Annotated in this window: 20 protein-coding genes; 5 read left to right on the plus strand and 15 right to left on the minus strand. The window is 73.4% G+C overall.

Translation table 11 applies throughout. The features are described from left to right. Positions 1-2 precede the first annotated feature (2 nt). Positions 3-923: an NAD-dependent epimerase/dehydratase family protein gene (locus tag LH044_RS20970; RefSeq protein WP_227757588.1), complete on the minus strand. Its 921-nt coding sequence runs from the start codon at positions 921-923 to the stop codon at positions 3-5. Further along, a complete protein-coding gene (locus LH044_RS20975) occupies positions 920-2,032 on the minus strand; it encodes a DegT/DnrJ/EryC1/StrS family aminotransferase (RefSeq protein WP_227757589.1) in 1,113 nt (370 codons plus the stop codon). The genes LH044_RS20970 and LH044_RS20975 overlap by 4 nt, the downstream gene beginning before the upstream one ends. 259 nt (positions 2,033-2,291) lie before the next feature. On the opposite strand from LH044_RS20975, the gene LH044_RS20980 reads away from it, so the two are divergent. Both LH044_RS20980 and LH044_RS20985 read left to right on the plus strand, forming a co-directional pair. Further along, on the plus strand, positions 2,292-2,750 hold the full coding sequence (locus tag LH044_RS20980; RefSeq protein WP_227757590.1) for a L,D-transpeptidase: 459 nt from the start codon (positions 2,292-2,294) through the stop codon (positions 2,748-2,750). Positions 2,751-3,007: 257 nt separating this feature from the next. Beyond that, complete coding sequence (locus LH044_RS20985) at positions 3,008-4,312, plus strand: GGDEF domain-containing protein (protein ID WP_227757591.1); 1,305 nt, start codon at positions 3,008-3,010, stop codon at positions 4,310-4,312. A 99-nt stretch (positions 4,313-4,411) separates the two neighbouring features. Here LH044_RS20985 and LH044_RS20990 read toward each other — a convergent pair whose 3' ends face one another. From LH044_RS20990 to LH044_RS21045, 12 genes are read right to left on the minus strand one after another with little or no spacing between them, the layout of a single operon-like run. Next, positions 4,412-5,224, minus strand: a complete 813-nt coding sequence (locus tag LH044_RS20990) for a hypothetical protein (RefSeq protein ID WP_227757592.1) — start codon at positions 5,222-5,224, stop codon at positions 4,412-4,414. Between the two features lie 45 nt (positions 5,225-5,269). After that, the gene (locus LH044_RS20995; protein WP_227757593.1) at positions 5,270-5,995 is read right to left on the minus strand and encodes a LysM peptidoglycan-binding domain-containing protein; all 726 of its coding nucleotides are present in this window, start codon (positions 5,993-5,995) and stop codon (positions 5,270-5,272) included. Beyond that, positions 5,992-7,209 (minus strand): serine/threonine-protein kinase, encoded by a 1,218-nt coding sequence (locus LH044_RS21000; RefSeq protein ID WP_227757594.1) that lies wholly within the window; start codon positions 7,207-7,209, stop codon positions 5,992-5,994. The genes LH044_RS20995 and LH044_RS21000 overlap by 4 nt, the downstream gene beginning before the upstream one ends. 4 nt (positions 7,210-7,213) lie before the next feature. After that, positions 7,214-7,594: a hypothetical protein gene (locus LH044_RS21005; RefSeq protein WP_227757595.1), complete on the minus strand. Its 381-nt coding sequence runs from the start codon at positions 7,592-7,594 to the stop codon at positions 7,214-7,216. A gap of 31 nt (positions 7,595-7,625) precedes the next feature. Next, positions 7,626-8,105, minus strand: a complete 480-nt coding sequence (locus LH044_RS21010; RefSeq protein WP_227757596.1) for a hypothetical protein — start codon at positions 8,103-8,105, stop codon at positions 7,626-7,628. Continuing rightward, complete coding sequence (locus LH044_RS21015; RefSeq protein ID WP_227757597.1) at positions 8,102-8,485, minus strand: hypothetical protein; 384 nt, start codon at positions 8,483-8,485, stop codon at positions 8,102-8,104. The genes LH044_RS21010 and LH044_RS21015 overlap by 4 nt, the downstream gene beginning before the upstream one ends. After that, complete coding sequence (locus LH044_RS21020; protein ID WP_227757598.1) at positions 8,482-8,682, minus strand: hypothetical protein; 201 nt, start codon at positions 8,680-8,682, stop codon at positions 8,482-8,484. Before LH044_RS21020 ends, LH044_RS21015 begins: the two co-directional genes overlap by 4 nt. Positions 8,683-8,730: 48 nt before the next feature. Next, a complete protein-coding gene (locus LH044_RS21025) occupies positions 8,731-9,627 on the minus strand; it encodes a type II secretion system F family protein (RefSeq protein ID WP_227757599.1) in 897 nt (298 codons plus the stop codon). Beyond that, positions 9,624-10,505: a type II secretion system F family protein gene (locus LH044_RS21030; protein ID WP_227757600.1), complete on the minus strand. Its 882-nt coding sequence runs from the start codon at positions 10,503-10,505 to the stop codon at positions 9,624-9,626. The genes LH044_RS21025 and LH044_RS21030 overlap by 4 nt, the downstream gene beginning before the upstream one ends. Beyond that, positions 10,502-11,803: a TadA family conjugal transfer-associated ATPase gene (locus LH044_RS21035; protein ID WP_227757601.1), complete on the minus strand. Its 1,302-nt coding sequence runs from the start codon at positions 11,801-11,803 to the stop codon at positions 10,502-10,504. The genes LH044_RS21030 and LH044_RS21035 overlap by 4 nt, the downstream gene beginning before the upstream one ends. After that, positions 11,800-13,068, minus strand: a complete 1,269-nt coding sequence (locus tag LH044_RS21040; RefSeq protein WP_227757602.1) for a CpaE/TadZ family protein — start codon at positions 13,066-13,068, stop codon at positions 11,800-11,802. The genes LH044_RS21035 and LH044_RS21040 overlap by 4 nt, the downstream gene beginning before the upstream one ends. Beyond that, the gene (locus LH044_RS21045; protein WP_227757603.1) at positions 13,061-13,645 is read right to left on the minus strand and encodes an SAF domain-containing protein; all 585 of its coding nucleotides are present in this window, start codon (positions 13,643-13,645) and stop codon (positions 13,061-13,063) included. Before LH044_RS21045 ends, LH044_RS21040 begins: the two co-directional genes overlap by 8 nt. 297 nt (positions 13,646-13,942) lie before the next feature. On the opposite strand from LH044_RS21045, the gene LH044_RS21050 reads away from it, so the two are divergent. Together LH044_RS21050 and LH044_RS21055 are read left to right on the plus strand one after the other, a co-directional pair. Beyond that, positions 13,943-14,197: a helix-turn-helix domain-containing protein gene (locus LH044_RS21050; protein WP_227757604.1), complete on the plus strand. Its 255-nt coding sequence runs from the start codon at positions 13,943-13,945 to the stop codon at positions 14,195-14,197. Between the two features lie 164 nt (positions 14,198-14,361). After that, on the plus strand, positions 14,362-16,956 hold the full coding sequence (locus LH044_RS21055; protein WP_227757605.1) for a CBM96 family carbohydrate-binding protein: 2,595 nt from the start codon (positions 14,362-14,364) through the stop codon (positions 16,954-16,956). Between the two features lie 60 nt (positions 16,957-17,016). Here LH044_RS21055 and LH044_RS21060 read toward each other — a convergent pair whose 3' ends face one another. After that, a complete protein-coding gene (locus LH044_RS21060; protein ID WP_227757606.1) occupies positions 17,017-17,571 on the minus strand; it encodes a hypothetical protein in 555 nt (184 codons plus the stop codon). 19 nt (positions 17,572-17,590) lie between these two features. Here LH044_RS21060 and LH044_RS21065 point away from each other — a divergent pair, with 19 nt between their 5' ends. Then, positions 17,591-18,556: a PhoH family protein gene (locus LH044_RS21065; RefSeq protein ID WP_227757607.1), complete on the plus strand. Its 966-nt coding sequence runs from the start codon at positions 17,591-17,593 to the stop codon at positions 18,554-18,556. Positions 18,557-18,559 lie beyond the last annotated feature (3 nt).

The raw sequence follows: 18,559 nt of genomic DNA on the forward strand, positions 1-18,559 counted from the left end.
GTTCAGTCCTTCCCGGTGCGGTTGGCGACGTACCAGTCGAAGCTGCGGCGCATGCCGTCGGTGATGTCGACCTCGGGCTTCCATCCCAGCACGTCGACGGCCTTGTCGTTGCGGACCGTCTGCGGCTTCAGGTCGCCGGGGCGGCTCGGGCCGAAGCTGACCTCGACGTCGCCGGCCAGCTCGGCGGTGATCTCGGCCACCTGGCGGATGGTCACGGGGACCGGGCCGTCGACGTTGATCACCTGGTTCTCGGCCTCCGGCTGCAGGGCCAGGACGTGGGCCTTGGCGAGGTCCTCGACGTAGACGAAGTTCCGGCTCTGCATGCCGTCGCCGTCGATCGTGATCGCCTCACCGGACAGCGCCCGGCGGAAGAACGCGCTCATCACCGTGGTCTCCCGCATGCGGGGGCCGTAGGGGATGCCGTAGCGCAGCACCGTGAAGGGGCGGTCGTAGAGGTTGAGGTAGTCGCGGCACGCGAACTCGGACGCGATCTTCGTCGTGATGTAGAGGTGCCGGTCGAGGTCCTCGGTGAACGGCGTCGTCTCGTCGACGACCTCGCCGACCGTCGAGCCGTAGACCCACACGGTCGAGGCCAGCACGGTGCGGCCGGCGCCGGTGAGGCGGCCCGCCTCGAGCACGTTGACCGTGCCCTGCACGTTGAGCGCCACGGCCCGGGCCGGATCGGCGTAGATGTCGTTCACGTCGGCCATGGCGGCCAGGTGGAACACCGCTTCGGTGCCCTCGATCGCGGGCTTGAGCGACTCGACGTCGAGGATGTCGGCCTCGGCGAACCACTCGACGTCCCTGCGGTGGGGCTCGACGGCGTCGATCACCCGGACGCGGCGGCCCGAGTCGATCAGCGCGTCGACGACGTTCGAGCCGATGAAGCCGGAACCGCCGGTGACGGCGACGATGCCGCTCACGAGGGGATGACCTCGTTGAGGGCGGTGATCACCAACTCGACCTGCTCGTCGGTCATCACGGCCGAGACCGGGAGGCAGATGTGGCGGGCGCAGAGCTCCTCGGCACCCGGCAGCGGACCGTCGGCCCACGGCTCGAACACCGACTGCAGGTGCAGCGGCAGCTCGTACACCTCACCCGAGAGGGCCACCTCGAACTCCTCGCGCATCCGCTTCTTGATGAACGAGCGGTCGACGCCGGCCGGCAGGAAGGCGATGTACTTGTAGTAGTTGCACCGCGACTCGTCGGGGATCGCCAGCGGGGTGACAGGGCCGTCGGCCAGCGCCTCGTCGTAGAGGGCGGCCACGTGGCGGCGGTGGTCGACGAACTCGTCGAGCCGGCGGAGCTGGCTGAGCGCGATCGCCGCGTGCGGCTCGCTCATGCGCCAGTTGTAACCGAGCCGGGTGTGGTCGTTGGTGAGGAACGACGCCTTGCCCTGGTCCCGGTAGATCTTGGCCTCGTCCACGAAGTGGCTGTCGTTGGTGATGAGCATGCCGCCCTCACCGCCGGCGATGACCTTGGTGGGGTAGAAGCTGAACGAGCCGGCCACGCCGAACGTCCCGGCCATCTGCCCGTCGAGCGAGCTGCCGTGGGCGTGCGCCGCGTCCTCGAACAGCCAGAGGCCGTTCTCGGAGCAGATGCGCTGGATGTCGCGGATGGCGGGCGGGATGAACCCGCCGATGTGGACGACGACGACGCCGACCGTGTTGGGGCCGATCGCCGCCTGCAGCGCGGCGGGGTCCATCGCCATCGTGGCGGGGTCGCAGTCGACGAACTTGATGTCGGCGCCGGCCGACACCGCGGCGGCGGCGGTGGCGAAGAACGTGTTGGCCTGGACCAGCACCTCCTTGCCCTTGCACTCGAGGACCCGCAGCGGGATCTCGACGGCGCTGGTGCCGGAGCTGACGCTGACGGCGTGTGCGACCTTGTGGGCGTCCGCGAACTCGGCTTCCAGCTGACGGCCGACCTGGCCGAGCGTCAGCTGACCGGAGCGGAGGCTCTCGTCGATCTGGCTGAGGATCCACTCCCGGTCCTCGTCTGGGAACGAGATGGCTGCTGCGGGGACGCGCATTCGGCGGCCGTGCCTTTCTGTCGGCGGGGGGTTCGACCGGCCTGTCCGGACCACGATCTGGCCCGATCCGACCGTGAGCCGGTTTGGACGACCCTACTCGTTCGACCTTCGCGGGAGCAGCATCCGGACGGTGTCGGAGCAGCACAGGAGCACCCATCCGGCGGCGTCCCCGGAGTTGGCGTCCGTCGGTCCGCTTGGCACACTGGCTCGGCGTCGAACGGCGCTCAGGCGGGTCTCGACCCGAGGGAAGGACAGCGGAGTGACCAGGACGAAGAAGCTGGGGATCATGGTGGTGCTCGCCACCCTGCCGTTCCTGTTCGCGTGCGAGGCCCCGCCGCCGGCGGTGGCCGTCGGCAAGATCGACGTCTCGATCAAGCTGCAGCGGGCCTTCGTCTACGACGTCAACGGCGGCCTCCTCCGCGAGATCCCGATCTCGAGCGGCGCCGGCGGCCGGACCCCGCTCGGCAGCTTCCGCGTCTACAGCCGCTCGGCCTGGACGACCTCCGCGTCGGACTCGCGGGTCTCCATGCAGTGGATGACGCGCTTCAACGGCGGCATCGGCTTCCACGGCATCCCGCGCCGCGGCTCCACGCCGCTGTCGACGCCGCTCGGCGTGCGGCCCGTCTCGCACGGCTGCATCCGCATGGCCGACGCGGACGCCAAGTGGATCTACGACAACGTCCCCAACGGGACGGTCGTCAACGTCATCCCCAAGTGACCTGCCGCCCGGCCTGACCGGCCCGGCGAGTGCCGCCGTCCGGGCGTCCCCGAGCCAGGGCGACCGGGTCGCACGGCCCACGCCGACCGGACCCTTCTCGACCGGGCCGTCCGCCCCATGCCGTCGCCGCGCTGCGGCTGCGCCCCGCCGTGGCGCCCGATCGGGCCGATCCGACCCGACAGCCGGGCCGGCGTCCGATCAGACATGACGCGAAGTGTTTTTTCAACCGTCCCGGCCGCGGGGCCGATGGTTCGAGGGTGACCGCCACCTCCGACGCCGCTGCTCCCGATGAGCTCATCGGCACCGCCCTCGCCGCGCTCGGGGAGCGCTTCTCCACCGGCGTCCTGCTCTTCGACCGTTCGCTCGACGTCCTGTGGGCCAGCGGCGCCACCGAGTCGGTGCTCGGCTGGGCCGACGGCGCGCTGGTCGGTGCCAACGCCCTCGACCTGGTCCACCCCGACGACTTCGCCATGGTGATCTCGGTCGTCGAGCCGGTGCTCGACGACCCCGAGGAGACGCTCGCCCGACCCACCGCCGCCCGCACCGTCGAGCTGCTCGTCCGCATCAAGGCCCAGGACGGGTCGTGGCGGCCGGTGCTCGTGGCCGGTCGGGTCGTCGACCTCGACGGCCACATGGTGGTGACCGCCCGCCCGGGTGAGGAGCGCCACGCGCTCGACCGGGTGCTGCAGCTGCTCGGCCACGGCGACCACCTCAACGCCACGCTCGACGCGGTCATCGACGTGGTGCGCGCGCACTTCCTCATGCAGTCGGTCTGCCTCGTGCACTCCTACGACGGGCGCACGACGGTCGACGGCGACCCGGCCGCCCTCGTCGGCGCCGACCCGCACGCGCTGCTGCAGCAGGTGCGGGAGTCGCTGTCCGAGGAGATCCGCGCCGATGCCGAGCGCTGGATCTGCCCAGTGCTGTCCCACAGCCGCGAGTCGGTGTTGGGCGTCGTCGTGCTGCCCGTGCCGCGGCTCGGCGAACCGACCCCGTACGACGCGACGGTGATGCAGCGCATCACGTCGCTCGCCGCCCTGGCGTTCGAGCGGGCGCAGTACGACCGCAGCCTGAACCACGACGCCACCATCGACCACCTGACCGGCTCGCTGAACCGGCGCTCGTTCGAGCGCCGGCTGATGGGCCTCGCGGTGGGCGGGGAGTACCCGGTGGCGGTGCTCTTCGTGGACCTCGACGGGTTCAAGGGCATCAACGACGTCTACGGCCACGCCATCGGCGACGCCGTGCTGGTCGCGGTCGCCGGCCGCCTGGCCGGCGCGGTGCGCGGTGGCGACTTCGTCGGCCGGCTCGGCGGCGACGAGTTCGTGGTCGCCTGCCCGGGCCTGCCGCTCGAGGACGTCGAGGCCATGGCGACCCGGGTGCGCGAGGCGACCGAGGGCCAGGTGCTGGCGAGCGGTCGGATGGTGGACGTCGGCATGTCGCTCGGCGTGGCCGTCGCGATGGACGACGACGAGCTGGTGTCGGTCATCGACCGCAGCGACTCGTCGATGTACCGGGACAAGCAGGCCCGCCGCGGCGAGGCCCCCCTCCGCCTCCCCTGACCCCCCCCACCGGGATATAGGGGTGCACAGCGACAACCCTTGTCGCGATCCGCGCCTCAGAAATCGGCCGGCCAGGCCGCGAGCTCGGCGCCGAACGGATCAGGCGGTGGTCTCGACCGGCGTGCGGTCGACGACCGAGCACGCATCGGCGACCGGTGCCGGGCCGTGCAGCGCGCCCCGGACCGCGCCGGCGGCGACGACCACGACGGCGGCCGCGACCGCTGTCAGCACCGAGCCGGTGCCGCCCGCGAGCCCGAGGGCGACGGCCGCGAGGACCTCGACGACGATGACGGCCCGGCGGACCGGCTCGCGGGCCGCCTCGAAGCGCTCGTGGAAGACGCGGAGCCTGTCGGCCGACGTCAGCGTGGCGCCGAGCACGACCATCGAGCCGCGGAAGGCGCCGAAGGCGACGCAGAGCAGCAGCGCCGTCAGCGGGCTGCCGGTCAGGGCGGCGAGGACGATCACCAGGTAGACGCCCGCCGTCATGATGTAGGTGGCCACGCCGGTGCCGATCTGCCAGCCGAACCCGGCGCCGTAGGCCCAGGCGCGGTACGCGCCCAGCCAGTCCTCGTTGACCTGGCGGCGGTGGTGGGGGATCGGCGGGCCGAGCAGGCGGCCGTCGAGGCCGGCGGCCAGCACGGCGGCCGCAGCGGCGATCGCGTAGGTGGCGGTGGTGGAGAGCTCGAGCGCACCCACGCCTGCGGCCAGCGCGGCGGCGACCGCACCGGTGGTGGCGCCGCCGATGAGCGCGCCCATGAAGAACCACGACGCGGTCCACCGGTAGCGGTGGCCCCGTCCGGCCTCGGCGATCGGCGTGACGGTCGACAGCATCGACAGCCCGCAGGGCGACCAGGTGGAGCGGAAGGCAGCGGCGGCGGCCACGACCAGCGTGATGGCGACGAGAGCGGTCACGGCGCCGATCCTACGCGGCGCTCGCAGGACATCGACCCCTCGCGGTCATGGGAGCACGATGCGTTGACCCGCGTAGATCCGGCTCGGATCGTCGGGGTCCACCAGCCGCGTCCGGTTGAGCTCGACGACGATCCGCCAGTAGGTCGTCGTCTCGGCGTCGCTCGGCGCCCGACCGAGCGAGTCCGACAGCGATCGCTCGGCGATCGACCAGAGGCTGTCGCCCCGCAGGACCTCGACCGTCCGCGGCGGTGCCGGCACCGGGGCCGGATCAGTGAAGGGCGCCGGGTCCGCGAGCGGCGATGGCTCGGGGTCGATCTCCATCGTCACGACCGACCCGGACTGGCCCGGGGGGACCGAGCCGCTCCCCGGCGGTGCCTCCAGGACCATGACGACGGGTTCCCGGGCGACGACGTCGTGCCGAGCCGCCCTCGCCATGGCAGGTGCGCAGGACGACGCGCCGGACACGACGGTGGCTGCCGCGGCCAGCCCCGCGAGGCCGCGCGGTCCCAGTCGCGCCGACGCACGTGCGAGCCGGGCGCCGACACCGCCCGTCCCGGCGACCACGCCCATCGCCAGCGCGAGCAGCTGGGCGACGGTGACCAGCAGCAGGGAGGCGAGCAGCGCCAGCGCGAGCCATCGCCCGATCCACGCCGCGACGTCGAGGGGCTCACGACCGACGGTGGGGCGGACCAGCCACGAGAGCGCGGCCACGCCGGCGAGCTCGGCGCCGAGCCACAGGAGCAGGCGTCCCACCGCAGCCCGAGCGCTCACGGTCGGGCTCCGGGGATGCTCACCACACGCGCCGCTCCGTCCGCCGTCGTGACGACCGGTGGCCCGCAGGGCCCGTCCGGGGACGCGATCGAGACGGCGCCGTCCACCCGGCCGACCTCGGTGGCGGTCGCCGTCGCGCCCGGCGTGGCCCACCCGTCGAACACGTGCACCGTGCCGGTCGAGGGTCGCAGCACGGCCGGGGTGGCGATCCCGTCGCAGTCCCAGTCGGACACGGCCACGATGTCGCCGTCCTCGCCGACGCGGTACCTGCGGCCGTCGACCGTCACCGTGTTCCCGTCGGTGGTGAGGGCCGCCGGGGCCGTGGACGGCGCGCTCGTGGTGACGGGCGTGGCCACGGTCGTCGCCGCGGCGACCGACGTCGTCGGCGCGGCCGAGCTGGATGCGGTCGCCGTCGTGGAGGTGGATGGCCGGACGGTGGTCGCCGTGGTCGTCGGCGCGGCGGTGGCCCGGGGCTCGTCGACCGCGCTGCGCAGCGACCCTGCGACGAGGAGGACCAGCGGGATGGACACGATGATCGGCAGTGCCCACACCATCGTGCGCATCGGTGGGCCGCTCGCCCGCCCCGTGCGCCGGAGGATCCGGGCGAGCACCCTCGGGTCGGGATCATCGGGAAGCCGGTGGGTGCGTCGGGCCAGCACCTCGGCCCGCAGTCGAGCACCGAGGCGGGGATCGCGGCCCGGACCGGCCGGTGCTCGGGTCCAGTCGTCGACCATCCGGAGGAGGGCGGCGCGATCGGCCCGCGCCGCGTCCGGATCGGACTCGACCGGCGTGGCCGCGCGCAACGAGCACAGGCGCATCCGACCACGCCTCGTCAGGAGGACGTGGTCCGTCGTGATCCGCCCGTGGGCCCACCCCCGACCGTGCAGGCGGGCGACGGTGTCGCATGCGCTCGCCAGCAGCTGCAGCGCGGTGGCGGACGACGTGCCCTCGTCGGCGAGCGCCGCGCCGAGCGACGGACCACCGGTGTCCCGCAGCACGAGTTCCGTCTGCTCGAGTCCGTCGTGGAGGTCGACGACCTGGACCACCTCGGCACCGCCGACCGCACGGAGCACCTCGGCCTCTCGGCGGAGTGCTGCTCGGTCGCCGCCGGTGGCCGTCTTCACGACCAGTTCGACCGGGCCGTCGGTCCGGCGGGAGATCCGCCCTCGGCCGCCGTGCAGCTCGTCGGGCTCCAGCGTCTCGATCTCGTCCATCGCGCTACCCCCCATCGGTTCGGAGCCGTGCTCGGACGTGGATGGGGGCCGACAACGCCACGTCGCCCATCCCGGGCACGGCACGGAGGAAGAGGTGGGGCGATTCGACCCGGGCGGTGACGTCGACCGTCGAGTCGGTCACCTGGATCTGGAGGTCGCGGACCTGCCCTGCCAGGTCCGCGGCGTCGACGCGGGCGCGGACCACTCGTTCCGCGGCCCGGCGGTCGACGCGGACCGATCCGTCCGCCTGGTGCGCGCGGCCGTCGAGCATGCCGGCGGCGTCGTCAGCGGCCGCGGCCAGGACGCGCTCGGCCGATCGCTGCGAGCCGGCGACCGCGGTGAGGTCAAGGGCGATGGCGGCCAGGACGATCAGCACGAGTGCCATCGCCGGCGCGAGCACTGCCGCAGTCGCACGTTCACTCGGCACAGGCCGTCCGCTCCACGTCGTAGGAGGGTCCCGATCGGACCTCGCGGTGGGCGTCGACGAGCTCGGTGTGGGTCACCGCGACGGTGGTGGACGCGACCGGTCCGACGAACGGCAGGCGGGCAGCGGGCACCACGATCGACAGCGTGACGGTCGCGGTGGCGCACGGGCCGAAGGTCGACGGGTCGGGTGCCTCGACGGTCACGCCGTCGACCGTCCCCCGCTCGCCGCCGAGCACGTCGAGGAGCGCCCGCCGGCCCGCCGCGTCCGCCCCCGACGGCTCGTCGGCCTGGGTGTAGGCGCGGAGGTACTCCCTGGCCGCGCCGTCCAAGGTCCGCCGTGCCTGGAGGACCGACCAGGCGTTGATGACCAGCAGCGTGCCGGTCACCAGCACGAGGACGCCGAGCATGACGCCCTCGAGCCCCGCGACGGCGCCCCGTTCGCCCCGGTCCCTCTTCCACCGGGGCCTCACGGCTGGTCCTCGCGTCCGACCACCACCAGCTCGTCGAGTGCGCCGACGGACGGTCCGGCGACGAGTCGGGGCATGAGCGACACGCCGGGGTGGCGGACGCGGACGGCGACCCGGTCGTCGAGCCGTTCGAGCCGCAGGTCGGTCTCGGCGCCGGTCGGGCCGAGGCGCGCCCGCGCTCGCGACAGGACGGTCTCGACCCGCGCTGCGTCGAGCTCGCCGGCCGGCGTGGCGGCGAGGTCCCGCGCCGCGTCCTGCGCGACCGCCTCGACGGTGGACCTCGTCCACAGCCCGAGGCAGACGTTGGCGCAGAACCCGATCGCCACGATCACGGCCGCGACCCCGAACAGCGTGCCGAGCAGGCCAGAGCCCCGCTCGCTCAACCGCCGATCTGCTCGACCTGATGCTGGGTCTTCTCGGTCGCGCTGTTCATCATGACGTCGAAGCCCTTCCAGAGGGCGATGCCGAGGAACGCCACGATGAGCACGGCGATCGCGGTGGAGATGACGCCCTCGGCGATCTCGTCGCGACGACGTCGCGGCCGGGTCGTGCCTGGACGGCGGCGGGTGGTGGTGGTCATGGTCGCCTCCCGGCGGGGTCGGACCGGCGGGGATGCCGGTGGTCGAGGTCATGCGCCGGTGACCTGCGCGAGCGCGCTCACGAACGGCACGGCGAGGAACAGCAGGCCGGGGACGAGCGTCGCGACGGTCACCGGGATCCACACGAGCTGGCTGCGGCGCTCGATGCGCTCGACGAGCTCGCGGTGCGTCTCGGCCCTGATCGCCCGTGCCTCGGCCGAGATCAGCCGTCCGAGGTCGCCCGCCTCCCGGTGCAGCGAGAGCACGGCCACCAGTCGTCGCACGGCACCGACATCGGTGCGGTCCGCCCACTCGGCCAGGGCCTCGGCCTCGGACGCGCCGCGGCGGATCCGCAGCACGACACGCCGCAGGTCGGCCGCCGCGGCGCCCCGGCCCCGGTCGGCGATCCGCGCCAGCGCAGCGGGCAGCGAGGATCCGGCGTCGATCAGGATCCCCAGCTGCTCGGCCACGACCGGGAGCTCGAGCTGCAGCACGTGCGAGCGCTGGGCGATCCGGTTCGACAGCCGCTGCTCGTCGGCCAGCACGCAGAGCACCGGGAGCCCGACGACGAGGACGGCCGCCAGGACCCCACCGGGGCGGAGCGCCAGCGCCAGGGCCGCACCGGCCGCGAGGCCGATCAGGCCGTGGACCACCTGGCGGATGCGGAACGCCGCCGGGTCGGTCCCGACGTCGGCGCGGGCGAGTCGCGTGCCGAGGTCGTCGCCGATGCCGAGCGCGGATGCGGCGCGGTCGAGCGCCTGGTCGACGAGGGGGAGGAGCACCGCCGCCGGCGAGGAGGGCGTCGGCGCCGGGGTCGCGGGGCCGGCGGGGGAGTAGGGCCGCAGCCGGTGGGCGAGCGGGCGCCGGCGGAACCAGCGCAGCTCGCCGAGCACGACCGCGAGCCCGGCGCCGAGCAGGACGAGGAGGACGAGCTCCACGACGCTCATCGGTCGAACACCCGCTCCTCGACCGGGAGCCGCATGAGCCGGGCCCCCCAGACCCAGCACGCGACGACCAGGGCGATGCCGAGGACGACCAGCACCTGCCCCGTCCCGCTGCGGTACGCCGCCCGCCCGGCGCCGACGTTCGTGCCGGCGATCGCCATGCCGATCGGCACCAGCACGACGAAGAGCCGAGCGGTGCGGGCGCCGGCCAGCTTCGCCTGCGCGTCCTTGCGGTCGTGGAGGTCGCGGCGCCGGTCCTCGGCCAGTGCGCTGAGGCGGGCGTCGAGGTCGCCACCGACCTCGTGCACGACGAGGAGCGTCTCGCACGTCGCGTCCGCGGTCGGGTCGGCCAGCCGGTCCTTCAGCACGGTGACCGTCCGCTCGAAGTCGGTCGTGAGGTTCCACTCGCGCTGGGCGGCGGCGAAGGCGGGTCGCAGCTCGACCGGGCCACGGGACCCGACCTCGAGCAGGGCCTGCGGGATGGGACGGCCCATGGGGCCGGTGAGGACCCTGAGCTCCTCGATCAGCCGCGGCCAGTGCTCCTGGGCGGCGCGGCGGGCTGCAGTCCGGCGGGACCGCCACATCGCGATCGGCGCGGCGCCGGCCAGGGCACCGATCACCAGCGCGCCCACGCCCGGCCCGACGACGAGGGTCGCGGCGAAGGTGGCGGCGACGGCCACCGCCAGCACGGTGCCGCCGAACTGCAGGGGGCTCACGCCGTCGAGGCCGGCGCGCTGCAGCGCGAGCTCGGCGCGGTCCCGCTGCGCCGCGAGGGCTTCACCCGGGGTCGGCCGCGGCCCGGCGTCGGATCGCGTCGGCCGGGGCATGACGAGCAGGGACGTGCCGACCGCGGCGATGGCGGCGAACAGGATCGAGCTCACGAACGGTCCTCGAGCAGCGCACGCAGGTCCGTGCCGCGTGCCGACATGCGCTCGGCAGCGCGGACGGGGACGACACCGGACCACGCGAGACGTCCGTCGCCGCCGTCCCGGGCGAACACGTCGGTCACGGTGAACTGGACGGCCTCGGGCCCGGCGACCAGGTCCTCGACAGCGATGATGCCGCTCACCCTCGGGCCGTCCGGACCTCGGTCGGTGTGGACGACGAGGTCGACGGAGTCGCTGACGAGGTTGTTGAGCGCGCTCAGCGGCAGGTCCTTCGACGCGTCCGACAGCTGGGCGAGGAAGCGGAGCCGGGTCAGGCCCTGTCGGGCCGAGCCCGCATGGATCGTCGTGTAGCCGGTGACGCCCGACGACAGCGTGAGCAGCAGCGGCAGGGCCTCCCGGTCGCGCACCTCGCCGACGATCGCCACGTCGGGCGCCATGCGCAGGAAGCCCGACACGAGGCGGCGCAGGTCGATGGCGGGCCGGTCGGTGCGCGGCGGGCGGGTCTGCATGCTGGCGACGTTGGCCACGTCGACGTCGGCCTCGAACACCTCCTCGGCGATCACGACCCGGAGCGACGGGTCGAGCTCCGCCGCGCAGCAGGACAGCAGCGTGGTCTTGCCTGCGCCGGGCGCCCCGGCGAACACGATGCTGAGCCGGGCCCGCACGGCAGCGGCGAGGAACCGGGCGGCCTCGGCGGTCAGCGACCCCCGCTCGACGAGCTCGTCGAGGCTCGACAGCGCCACGCCCGTGAACTTGCGGATGTTGACCATGAGGTGGCCGCCGCGGCTGAGGTCGCCGTGGACGATGTGCAGGCGGGCGCCGTCGTCGAGCTGCGCGTCCTGGAGCCCTTCGACCGGGTCGAGCTTCCGGTGCGAGGTGGACGAGTCGTCGAGCAGCTTCGTCAGCGTCCGCGCCACGTGCTCGTCGTCGTGGAACACCTCGTGGTGGAACCGGTTCCCGCCCGAGTGCCGCTTCACGAAGATCTCGTCGGGAGCGTTGACCATGATCTCCCACACGTCGTCGTCGGCCAGCAGCTCCGTCAGCGGTCCGTACCGCGCCAGGTTGCGGAACGCCCGGGCGGTGACCCCTTGCGGGTCCGGGAGCTCGTACGGTCGCTGGCCCCTCGAGTGGTCGTCGGACCACTGGCCGACTGCGTCGTGGATGAGCCCGAGCAGGCGTGACTCGCCGTCGGGGGTGTCGACGTCGAGCGCGAGCGCGTTGGCCCGGAGCTGGACGTCGCGCTCGATCTCCTGGAGGGGCGAGAGCTGGTCGTCGCGCACGCTGGTGCTCACCGCCGACTCCCGTCGTCGTCGAGCACCAGGTCCGTCCCGAGCTCACCGACCCGGATCCGGACCGGCTCGCGCCCCGGATCCGGGCCCTGACCGAGCACGGCTCGTACCGCCCGGAGCACGTCGGTCCCGGCCGCCTCCGGCAGCAGCGCGACGTCGTGGTGGAGCGCGTCGGCCCCGCGCAGGTGGCGGACGAAGGCGACGGCGCCAGGTTCGTCGCCGGTGAGCGACCGGACGGTCCTCGCCAGCCTCGACCGGACGGGCGCCGACCGGGGGGCGTGGTTCACCACGACGGCGATGCGCTCGTTCGGCGTGCCGCAGCGGACGAGGTCGTGGACGAGCCGGACCGTGTCGTGGACGCCCTTCATGTCCGACCGACCGACCACGACGACGGCGTCGCCGTCCCTGGCGACGGCGAGCGCCGCGGCGTGCCGGTCCTCGACGTCGACCGAGCCGGTCTGCGACTCGTCCTCCAGGTCCGCCTCGAGGTCGACGACCACCGCCTCGTGGGTCCGGCGGAGGCCGTTGAACGCGGCCGCGACCGACCTGGGTCGGAGCCCGGCCCAGTCGCGTGGACGTCGGAGGCCGAGCACCAGCCGGTAGCCACGGGCGGTCGGGAACTCGATGCTGCGGATCTCCGCGGGGTCGGGTTCGTCGGACCGGTGGAGGTCGACGAGCTCCGGGAAGCCCGGGATGACGTCGCCGACGTCGTGGAACATGGCCTGGTCGGCACGGCGACACCCGTCGACCAGCACCGTGTCCGTCCCGTCGGACGCCCACGCCTGGGCCAGCGCCATGGCGACGGTGGAGGTGCCGACGCCGCCAGCCCCGATCACGCCGACGAGCGCGCCGCGCTCGGGGCCGTCCTCGAGGTCCACCCGCGACGGGCGCGGGCCCGCATCCCTGGCGACGCGCCGGGCGAAGCGGTCGAGGACGTCGACGAGCTCGTCGCGACCGAAGTCCGGGTCGAGCCGCGTCGCGCAGCCGAGCGCCTCCCAGTCGCGCCCACCCGTGCGGCCGATGAGGACCGTGGGCACACCGGCCCGATCCGCGTCGGCGACCAGGTCGCGGTCGAAGCGGGGGAGGTCGTCGTCGACGAGCAGCGCGGACACCGTCCTCCCCGCCCCGAGCACCGCCCGGGCCTCCTCGGGGGTCAGGCACTTCACGAAGTCGACCGGTGCGACCGCGGCGTTCGCCCACCGGGTCAGCTCCCCGGACCACCGGGCACGCGACCGTGCGAGCCCGACCACCACGAAGCGGTCACCCACGGTCGGCTCCGTCGGTCGGGCGCTGGTCGGGGAGCACCAGGGTCAGCTGCGAGCGCACCGAGGCGTCGACCACCGAGGTGGCGGCGGTGGCATCGGCGAGCGCCAGCCGGAACCGGACGCCGTCGCCCGCCCCCAGGCCGTCGTCCTCGTCGTCGACCGCGACGACGAGGACGTCGGTCGCCAGCACACGTGTGCCGGCCCCGTCGGGATCGGTGGCGAGGACGTCGACGCGACTGCCGGTGCGCACGGTCCCCGTGAGCGCGCGGGACCGCTCCACCTCGACGGGGACGACCACCGATCCCGGGGCGGGTTCGTCCTCGGCCCGGCCGGTGTCGGAAGGGCGCAGCAGGTCCATCTCGTGGAGGTCGTGGCGGGCCACGGCGCCGACGACGTCCTGTGCGTCGTCGCCGGCGACCGATGTCGCACCGGCCGGGAGGTCCACGGCCACCGTCCCCAGGTCGGCGGCGTCGAGGACCGTCCCGGCCGGCACGTCCCTGGTCACCACGACGACCCTGGTCGTCGGCGGCGCGGCGGCGGCACGGTGTGCGGCGAGCACCCCGGCGGCTGCGACGACCACGAGTGCCGAACCGACGAGCGCCCGTCCGCTCGGCAGGCCACGGGCCCGTTCGGCGCGCCCGGTCGACGCAGCTCTCCCCAGCACGGATGTCACCCGCCCTCCCCTCCTCCTGCCCGGCGAGCCGGACGCCCCCTCCCCGAGGGCTGCTCAGAGTGTTACGGGAGGAGCGGGAAGGAAGTCAAGAGCATTGAAACATCACCAACAGCACTGAACGCAGTTCAACGTCGTGCGGTACGTCGAACCGCGTCGAAGTGGTACTAGTTGCCGATGTCGGAGGGTCCGCGTACCGTCACTCAAGTGAGCACGGCGGACATCGAATGGCTCAACACGGCGGAGACGGCGAAGCGGCTGGGGGTGACCCCGCGGACGCTGTACCGGTTCATCGACGACGGGCAGTTGCCGGCCTACCGCTTCGGGCGGGTGATCCGGCTCAAGGAGTCGGAGGTCGCGGAGTTCATCGAACGCTGCCGCATCGTCCCCGGCTCCCTCGACGGCGGTGACCCCGACGGCGCGCTCGACGCGGCGTCGGTCGAGGACGCGGCCGACGTCTGACCGAGCGCCTGCCGAACGGGTCGACGGGCCCTCCTGGGCGACGGCGGACTGGGCACCTCTTCTCTTGTCCGCGCCGCCGGCAGGGTCGTAGCGTCAGAGGTGCATTCGAGCTGGGAACTCGCCGCATGGCCGCGGCATGGCCCGCTCGTCAGGGAGGGACAGCCATGTCGGAGAGCATGGACCGGCGCACGTTCCTGGTGACGTCCGGTCTGGTCGCTGCTGGCGCCGCGCTCGTGGCGCCGGCGCGTCCTGCGTTCGCCGCCGTGGCGGGGCCCGGACCGTACGGCGCGCTGCAAGCCGCCGACGCCAACGGGCTCCAGCTGCCCGCCGGGTTCACCAGCCGCATCGTCGGCACCACCGGTGCCAACGTCGCCGGCACCTCCTACTCCTGGCACGGCGCACCCGACGGCGGTGCCTGCTTCCCCGCCAACGGCGGCGGGTGGATCTACGTCTCCAACTCCGAGGTCGGCGGCGCCGCGGGCGGCGCGTCCGCCGTGCGGTTCGCCACCGACGGATCGGTCTCGAACGCCTACCGGATCCTCGGCGGCACCTCGATCAACTGCGCCGGCGGGCCGACCCCGTGGGGGACGTGGCTGAGCTGCGAGGAGAAGGGCGCGACGGGCCAGGTCTGGGAGTGCAACCCCCAGCAGGCGGGACAGGGCACGGTCCGTCCGGCGCTCGGCTCCTTCAACCACGAGGCCGTCGCCGTCGACGTCGGCACCGGCAGCCTCTTCCTCACCGAGGACGACCCCAACGGCCGCCTCTACCGGTTCGTGCCGACCAACCCCGGCGACCTCTCCGCCGGCCAGCTGTACGCCGCGTCGGTGTCGGGATCGACGGTGACGTGGGTGCCGACCTCGACGAGCGGTCCCGACCGACAGGCGACCACGACGGCGTTCAACGGCGGCGAGGGCATCTTCGCCGCCGGCGGCTCGGTGTTCTTCACCACCAAGGGCGACAAGCGGGTGTGGGAGCTCGTCCCGGCAACCAGCACCCTCACCGTCCTGCACGACTGCAACACGATGCCGGGCGACCTCGACGCCGTCGACAACGTGACCGTCCACCCGCTGTCCGGCGACGTCTACGTCGCCGAGGACGGCGGGAACATGGAGCTCTGCACGATCGCCAAGGTCAACGGCGTCAGCCAGGTGGCCGCCGTGGTGCGCATCGTCGGCCACTCGAGCTCCGAGGTCACCGGCCCGGCGTTCAGCCCCGACGGCACCCGGCTCTACTTCTCCTCCCAGCGCGGCAGCGACGGCACCACCGGCGTCACCTACGAGGTGACCGGTCCGTTCCGCACCAGCACCGGCCCGGTCGTGCCGTCGACGGTCACGATCCCCGTCGCCGACGACACCTACGTCCGGGGCGGGTCCTACGCCACGACGAGCTACGGCTTCTCCAACGTCCTGCCGCTCAAGTACGAGTCGGGCGCCAACTACCAGTTCCTGTCGTACCTGGCGATGGACCTCGGGGCCGTCACCGGCACCGTCACCCAGGCCAAGCTCCGCCTCAACGGCCGTCTGGTGACGGCGCCGTCGCGGCCGAGCCAGGTGCTCGGCGTGCCCTCGACGAACTGGTCCGGCGCCACGATGACGTGGAACACCCGGCCGGCGACCGACGCGGTACTCGGCACCTTCGACGTCACCAGCACCACCAACGCGTGGCACGAGATCGACGTGACCTCGTGGGTCGCGGCACGGAAGGCCGAGGGCGCGACCCGCGTCGCGTTCTGCGTGCGCCAGGCCACCACCTCGCTGACGTACTCGCTGCTCAACTCGCGTGAAGCGACGAGCGGGCTGCGGCCCGAGCTGGTCGTCACCACCTCGGCGACGCCGCCCCCTCCGCCGCCGCCCCCGCCCGAGAACGTGGCGCCGACCGCGTCGTTCACCGCTGCGGTCACCGGCCTGACGGTGGCGCTCGACGGACGTGGCTCCACCGACACCGACGGCACGATCGCCTCGTACGCCTGGAACTTCGGCGACGGCACGACGGGCACCGGCGCGACGACGTCCAAGACCTACGCCGCGAGCGGGACCTACCCGGTCACGCTGACCGTGCTCGACGACGACGGAGCGGCCGGCAACACCGCGCAGAACGTGGTGGTGACCGCGCCGGCCACCGACGTGGTCGCCGCCGACGACTTCACCCGGACGGTCGCCAACGGCTTCGGCAGCGCCCAGGTCGGCGGCGCCTGGACGGTCGCCAGCACGGCGGCCAACTACGCCGTCAACGGCGGGCTCGGCCGCATCACCACGCCGGCCGCGAGCCAGAGCCGCTCGGCCACGCTCGCGTCCGTGGCGGCCCGCGACGTCGAGGCCCGCGTCGACCTGCTGGTCGACAAGACCCCGGTCGGCAACGGCAGCTACGCCTCGCTCGTCGTCCGCAAGGTCGGCACCACCGAGTACCGGCTGCGGGTCCGCCTCGCCGCCACGGCCACCTACCGCGAGCTCATGCGGGTCGTGAACGGCACCGAGACCGTGCTGCTCAGCCAGACGGTCGCCGGTGGCTTCCGCTACACGGCGGGCACTCCGGTGCACCTGCGGTTCCGGGCCGTCGGCAACGGGACCACCACGCTGCAGGGCCGGGTCTGGTTCGGCACCGAGGCCGAGCCGTCGACCTGGCAGATCCAGACCACCGACACCACCGCCGCGCTGCAGGCGCCGGGCGGCGTCGGCGTGCACCACTACCTCTCGGGCTCGGCGACCAACGCCCCGATCGTGGTGTCGGTCGACGACCTGATCGTGAACCCGGCCGTCTGACCGCCGGATCGTCCTCGACGGGCGGGCCGGAGGTGCAGGTCGCGCCCGCCCGGCGAGGCGTCAGCCGGGCCGGGTGACCGACACGACCGCGGCCACGGGCACGTAGGTCGTGCGGCCGCCGGGACCGGTGTCGATCGTGGCGACCGGGCCCACGGCCAGGACCTCGCCGCGCACGGCGGTCCCGCCCGCGAGCGTCAGGACCACCTCGGTGCGGTCCTCGACCAGGTCGCAGAGCACCTCGACCATCGACGCGCCGTCGACCGGGGGACCGGCGGCGGGCAGGGCCTCGCCGACCTCGAGCGCGGTGACGGCCTCGATCGACACCCACGTCACGCCGTGGCGCCGCCGGACCTCGATCACGTCCGAGCCGACGACGACGAGGTTCCCCGACACCCGGTCGCCGGTGACGACCTGGACGGCGACGTCGCGGCCGAGCGCAGCGGCGAGGGCACCGGTGAGGGTGGCCTCCTCGGTCAGGCGGTGGCGGATCCAGCGCTCGCGGCGCCGGGCCTCGATCTCGAGCTCGATCCGCAGGTCGGCGGCCTCGGCGTCGATCCCCGGACCCTGGGGGTCGGGCTCGGCACCGTTACTGCCCTGATCCTCGGTGGGGGCCACAAGTACACTGTGCCCTCCCATGGAACCTGCTCGCACGACGACCACCGATCGACCGACGATCGTCCACGTCACGGGCAACCACCTGATGACGGACCTCCTCGGTCCGCGCGACGAGTTGCTCGACGTGGTCGAGGACGCCTTCCCGCAGACCGTGATCAGCGTGCGCGGCAACGAGATCTCGGTGACGGGGCAGGAGGCCGAGCACGTCGGCCGCGTCTTCCAGGAGCTGGTGCTCGTGCTCGAGCAGGGCCAGCGGATCGGCGACGACGACGTGCGCCGCACCATCGACATGGTCCGCGCCGACGAGCGGCCGTCCGAGGTCTTCACCCACGAGCTGCTCCGCACGCACCGAGGCGGTCGCGTGCGGCCCCGGACCAGCGGCCAGAAGCGCTACGTCGACACCATCGCCGGCAACATCGTCACGTTCGGCATCGGCCCGGCCGGCACCGGCAAGTCGTGGCTGGCGGTGGCCATGGCGGTGCAGGCCCTGCAGCGCAAGGACGTCGAGCGCATCGTCCTCACCCGCCCCGCGGTCGAGGCCGGCGAGCGGCTCGGCTTCCTGCCCGGCGACCTCATGGCCAAGGTCGACCCGTACCTCCGCCCCCTCTACGACGCCCTCCACGACATGGTCGGGCCCGAGGCGGCGCAGAAGCTGCTCGAGCGCGGCACCGTCGAGGTGGCGCCGCTCGCGTTCATGCGGGGCCGCACGCTCAACAACAGCTTCATCATCCTCGACGAGGCGCAGAACACCTCGCCCGAGCAGATGAAGATGTTCCTCACCCGCCTGGGCTTCGGGTCCAAGGCGGTCATCACCGGTGACGTCACCCAGGTCGACGTGCCCGGAGGTCGATCGGGCCTGCTCGACCTCCAACGCATCCTCGAGGGGATCGACGACCTCGCGTTCGTGCACCTCACGGGCAAGGACGTCGTTCGCCACCGGATCGTCGCCGACATCGTCGACGCCTACGCCGAGCGCGGCACCTGAGGA

Origin of the sequence: Dermatobacter hominis, assembly GCF_020715685.1 — a bacterium.
GTDB lineage: Bacteria > Actinomycetota > Acidimicrobiia > Acidimicrobiales > Microtrichaceae > Dermatobacter > Dermatobacter hominis.

Coding starts and splice junctions, on each gene's coding strand:
- LH044_RS20975 (WP_227757589.1), bottom strand. CDS start 2,032: ATGCGCGTCCCCGCAGCAGCCATCTCGTTCCCAGACGAGGACCGGGAG.
- LH044_RS21000 (WP_227757594.1), bottom strand. CDS start 7,209: ATGGACGAGATCGAGACGCTGGAGCCCGACGAGCTGCACGGCGGCCGA.
- LH044_RS21005 (WP_227757595.1), bottom strand. CDS start 7,594: ATGGCACTCGTGCTGATCGTCCTGGCCGCCATCGCCCTTGACCTCACC.
- LH044_RS21020 (WP_227757598.1), bottom strand. CDS start 8,682: ATGACCACCACCACCCGCCGCCGTCCAGGCACGACCCGGCCGCGACGT.
- LH044_RS21025 (WP_227757599.1), bottom strand. CDS start 9,627: ATGAGCGTCGTGGAGCTCGTCCTCCTCGTCCTGCTCGGCGCCGGGCTC.
- LH044_RS21055 (WP_227757605.1), top strand. CDS start 14,362: ATGTCGGAGAGCATGGACCGGCGCACGTTCCTGGTGACGTCCGGTCTG.
- LH044_RS21065 (WP_227757607.1), top strand. CDS start 17,591: ATGGAACCTGCTCGCACGACGACCACCGATCGACCGACGATCGTCCAC.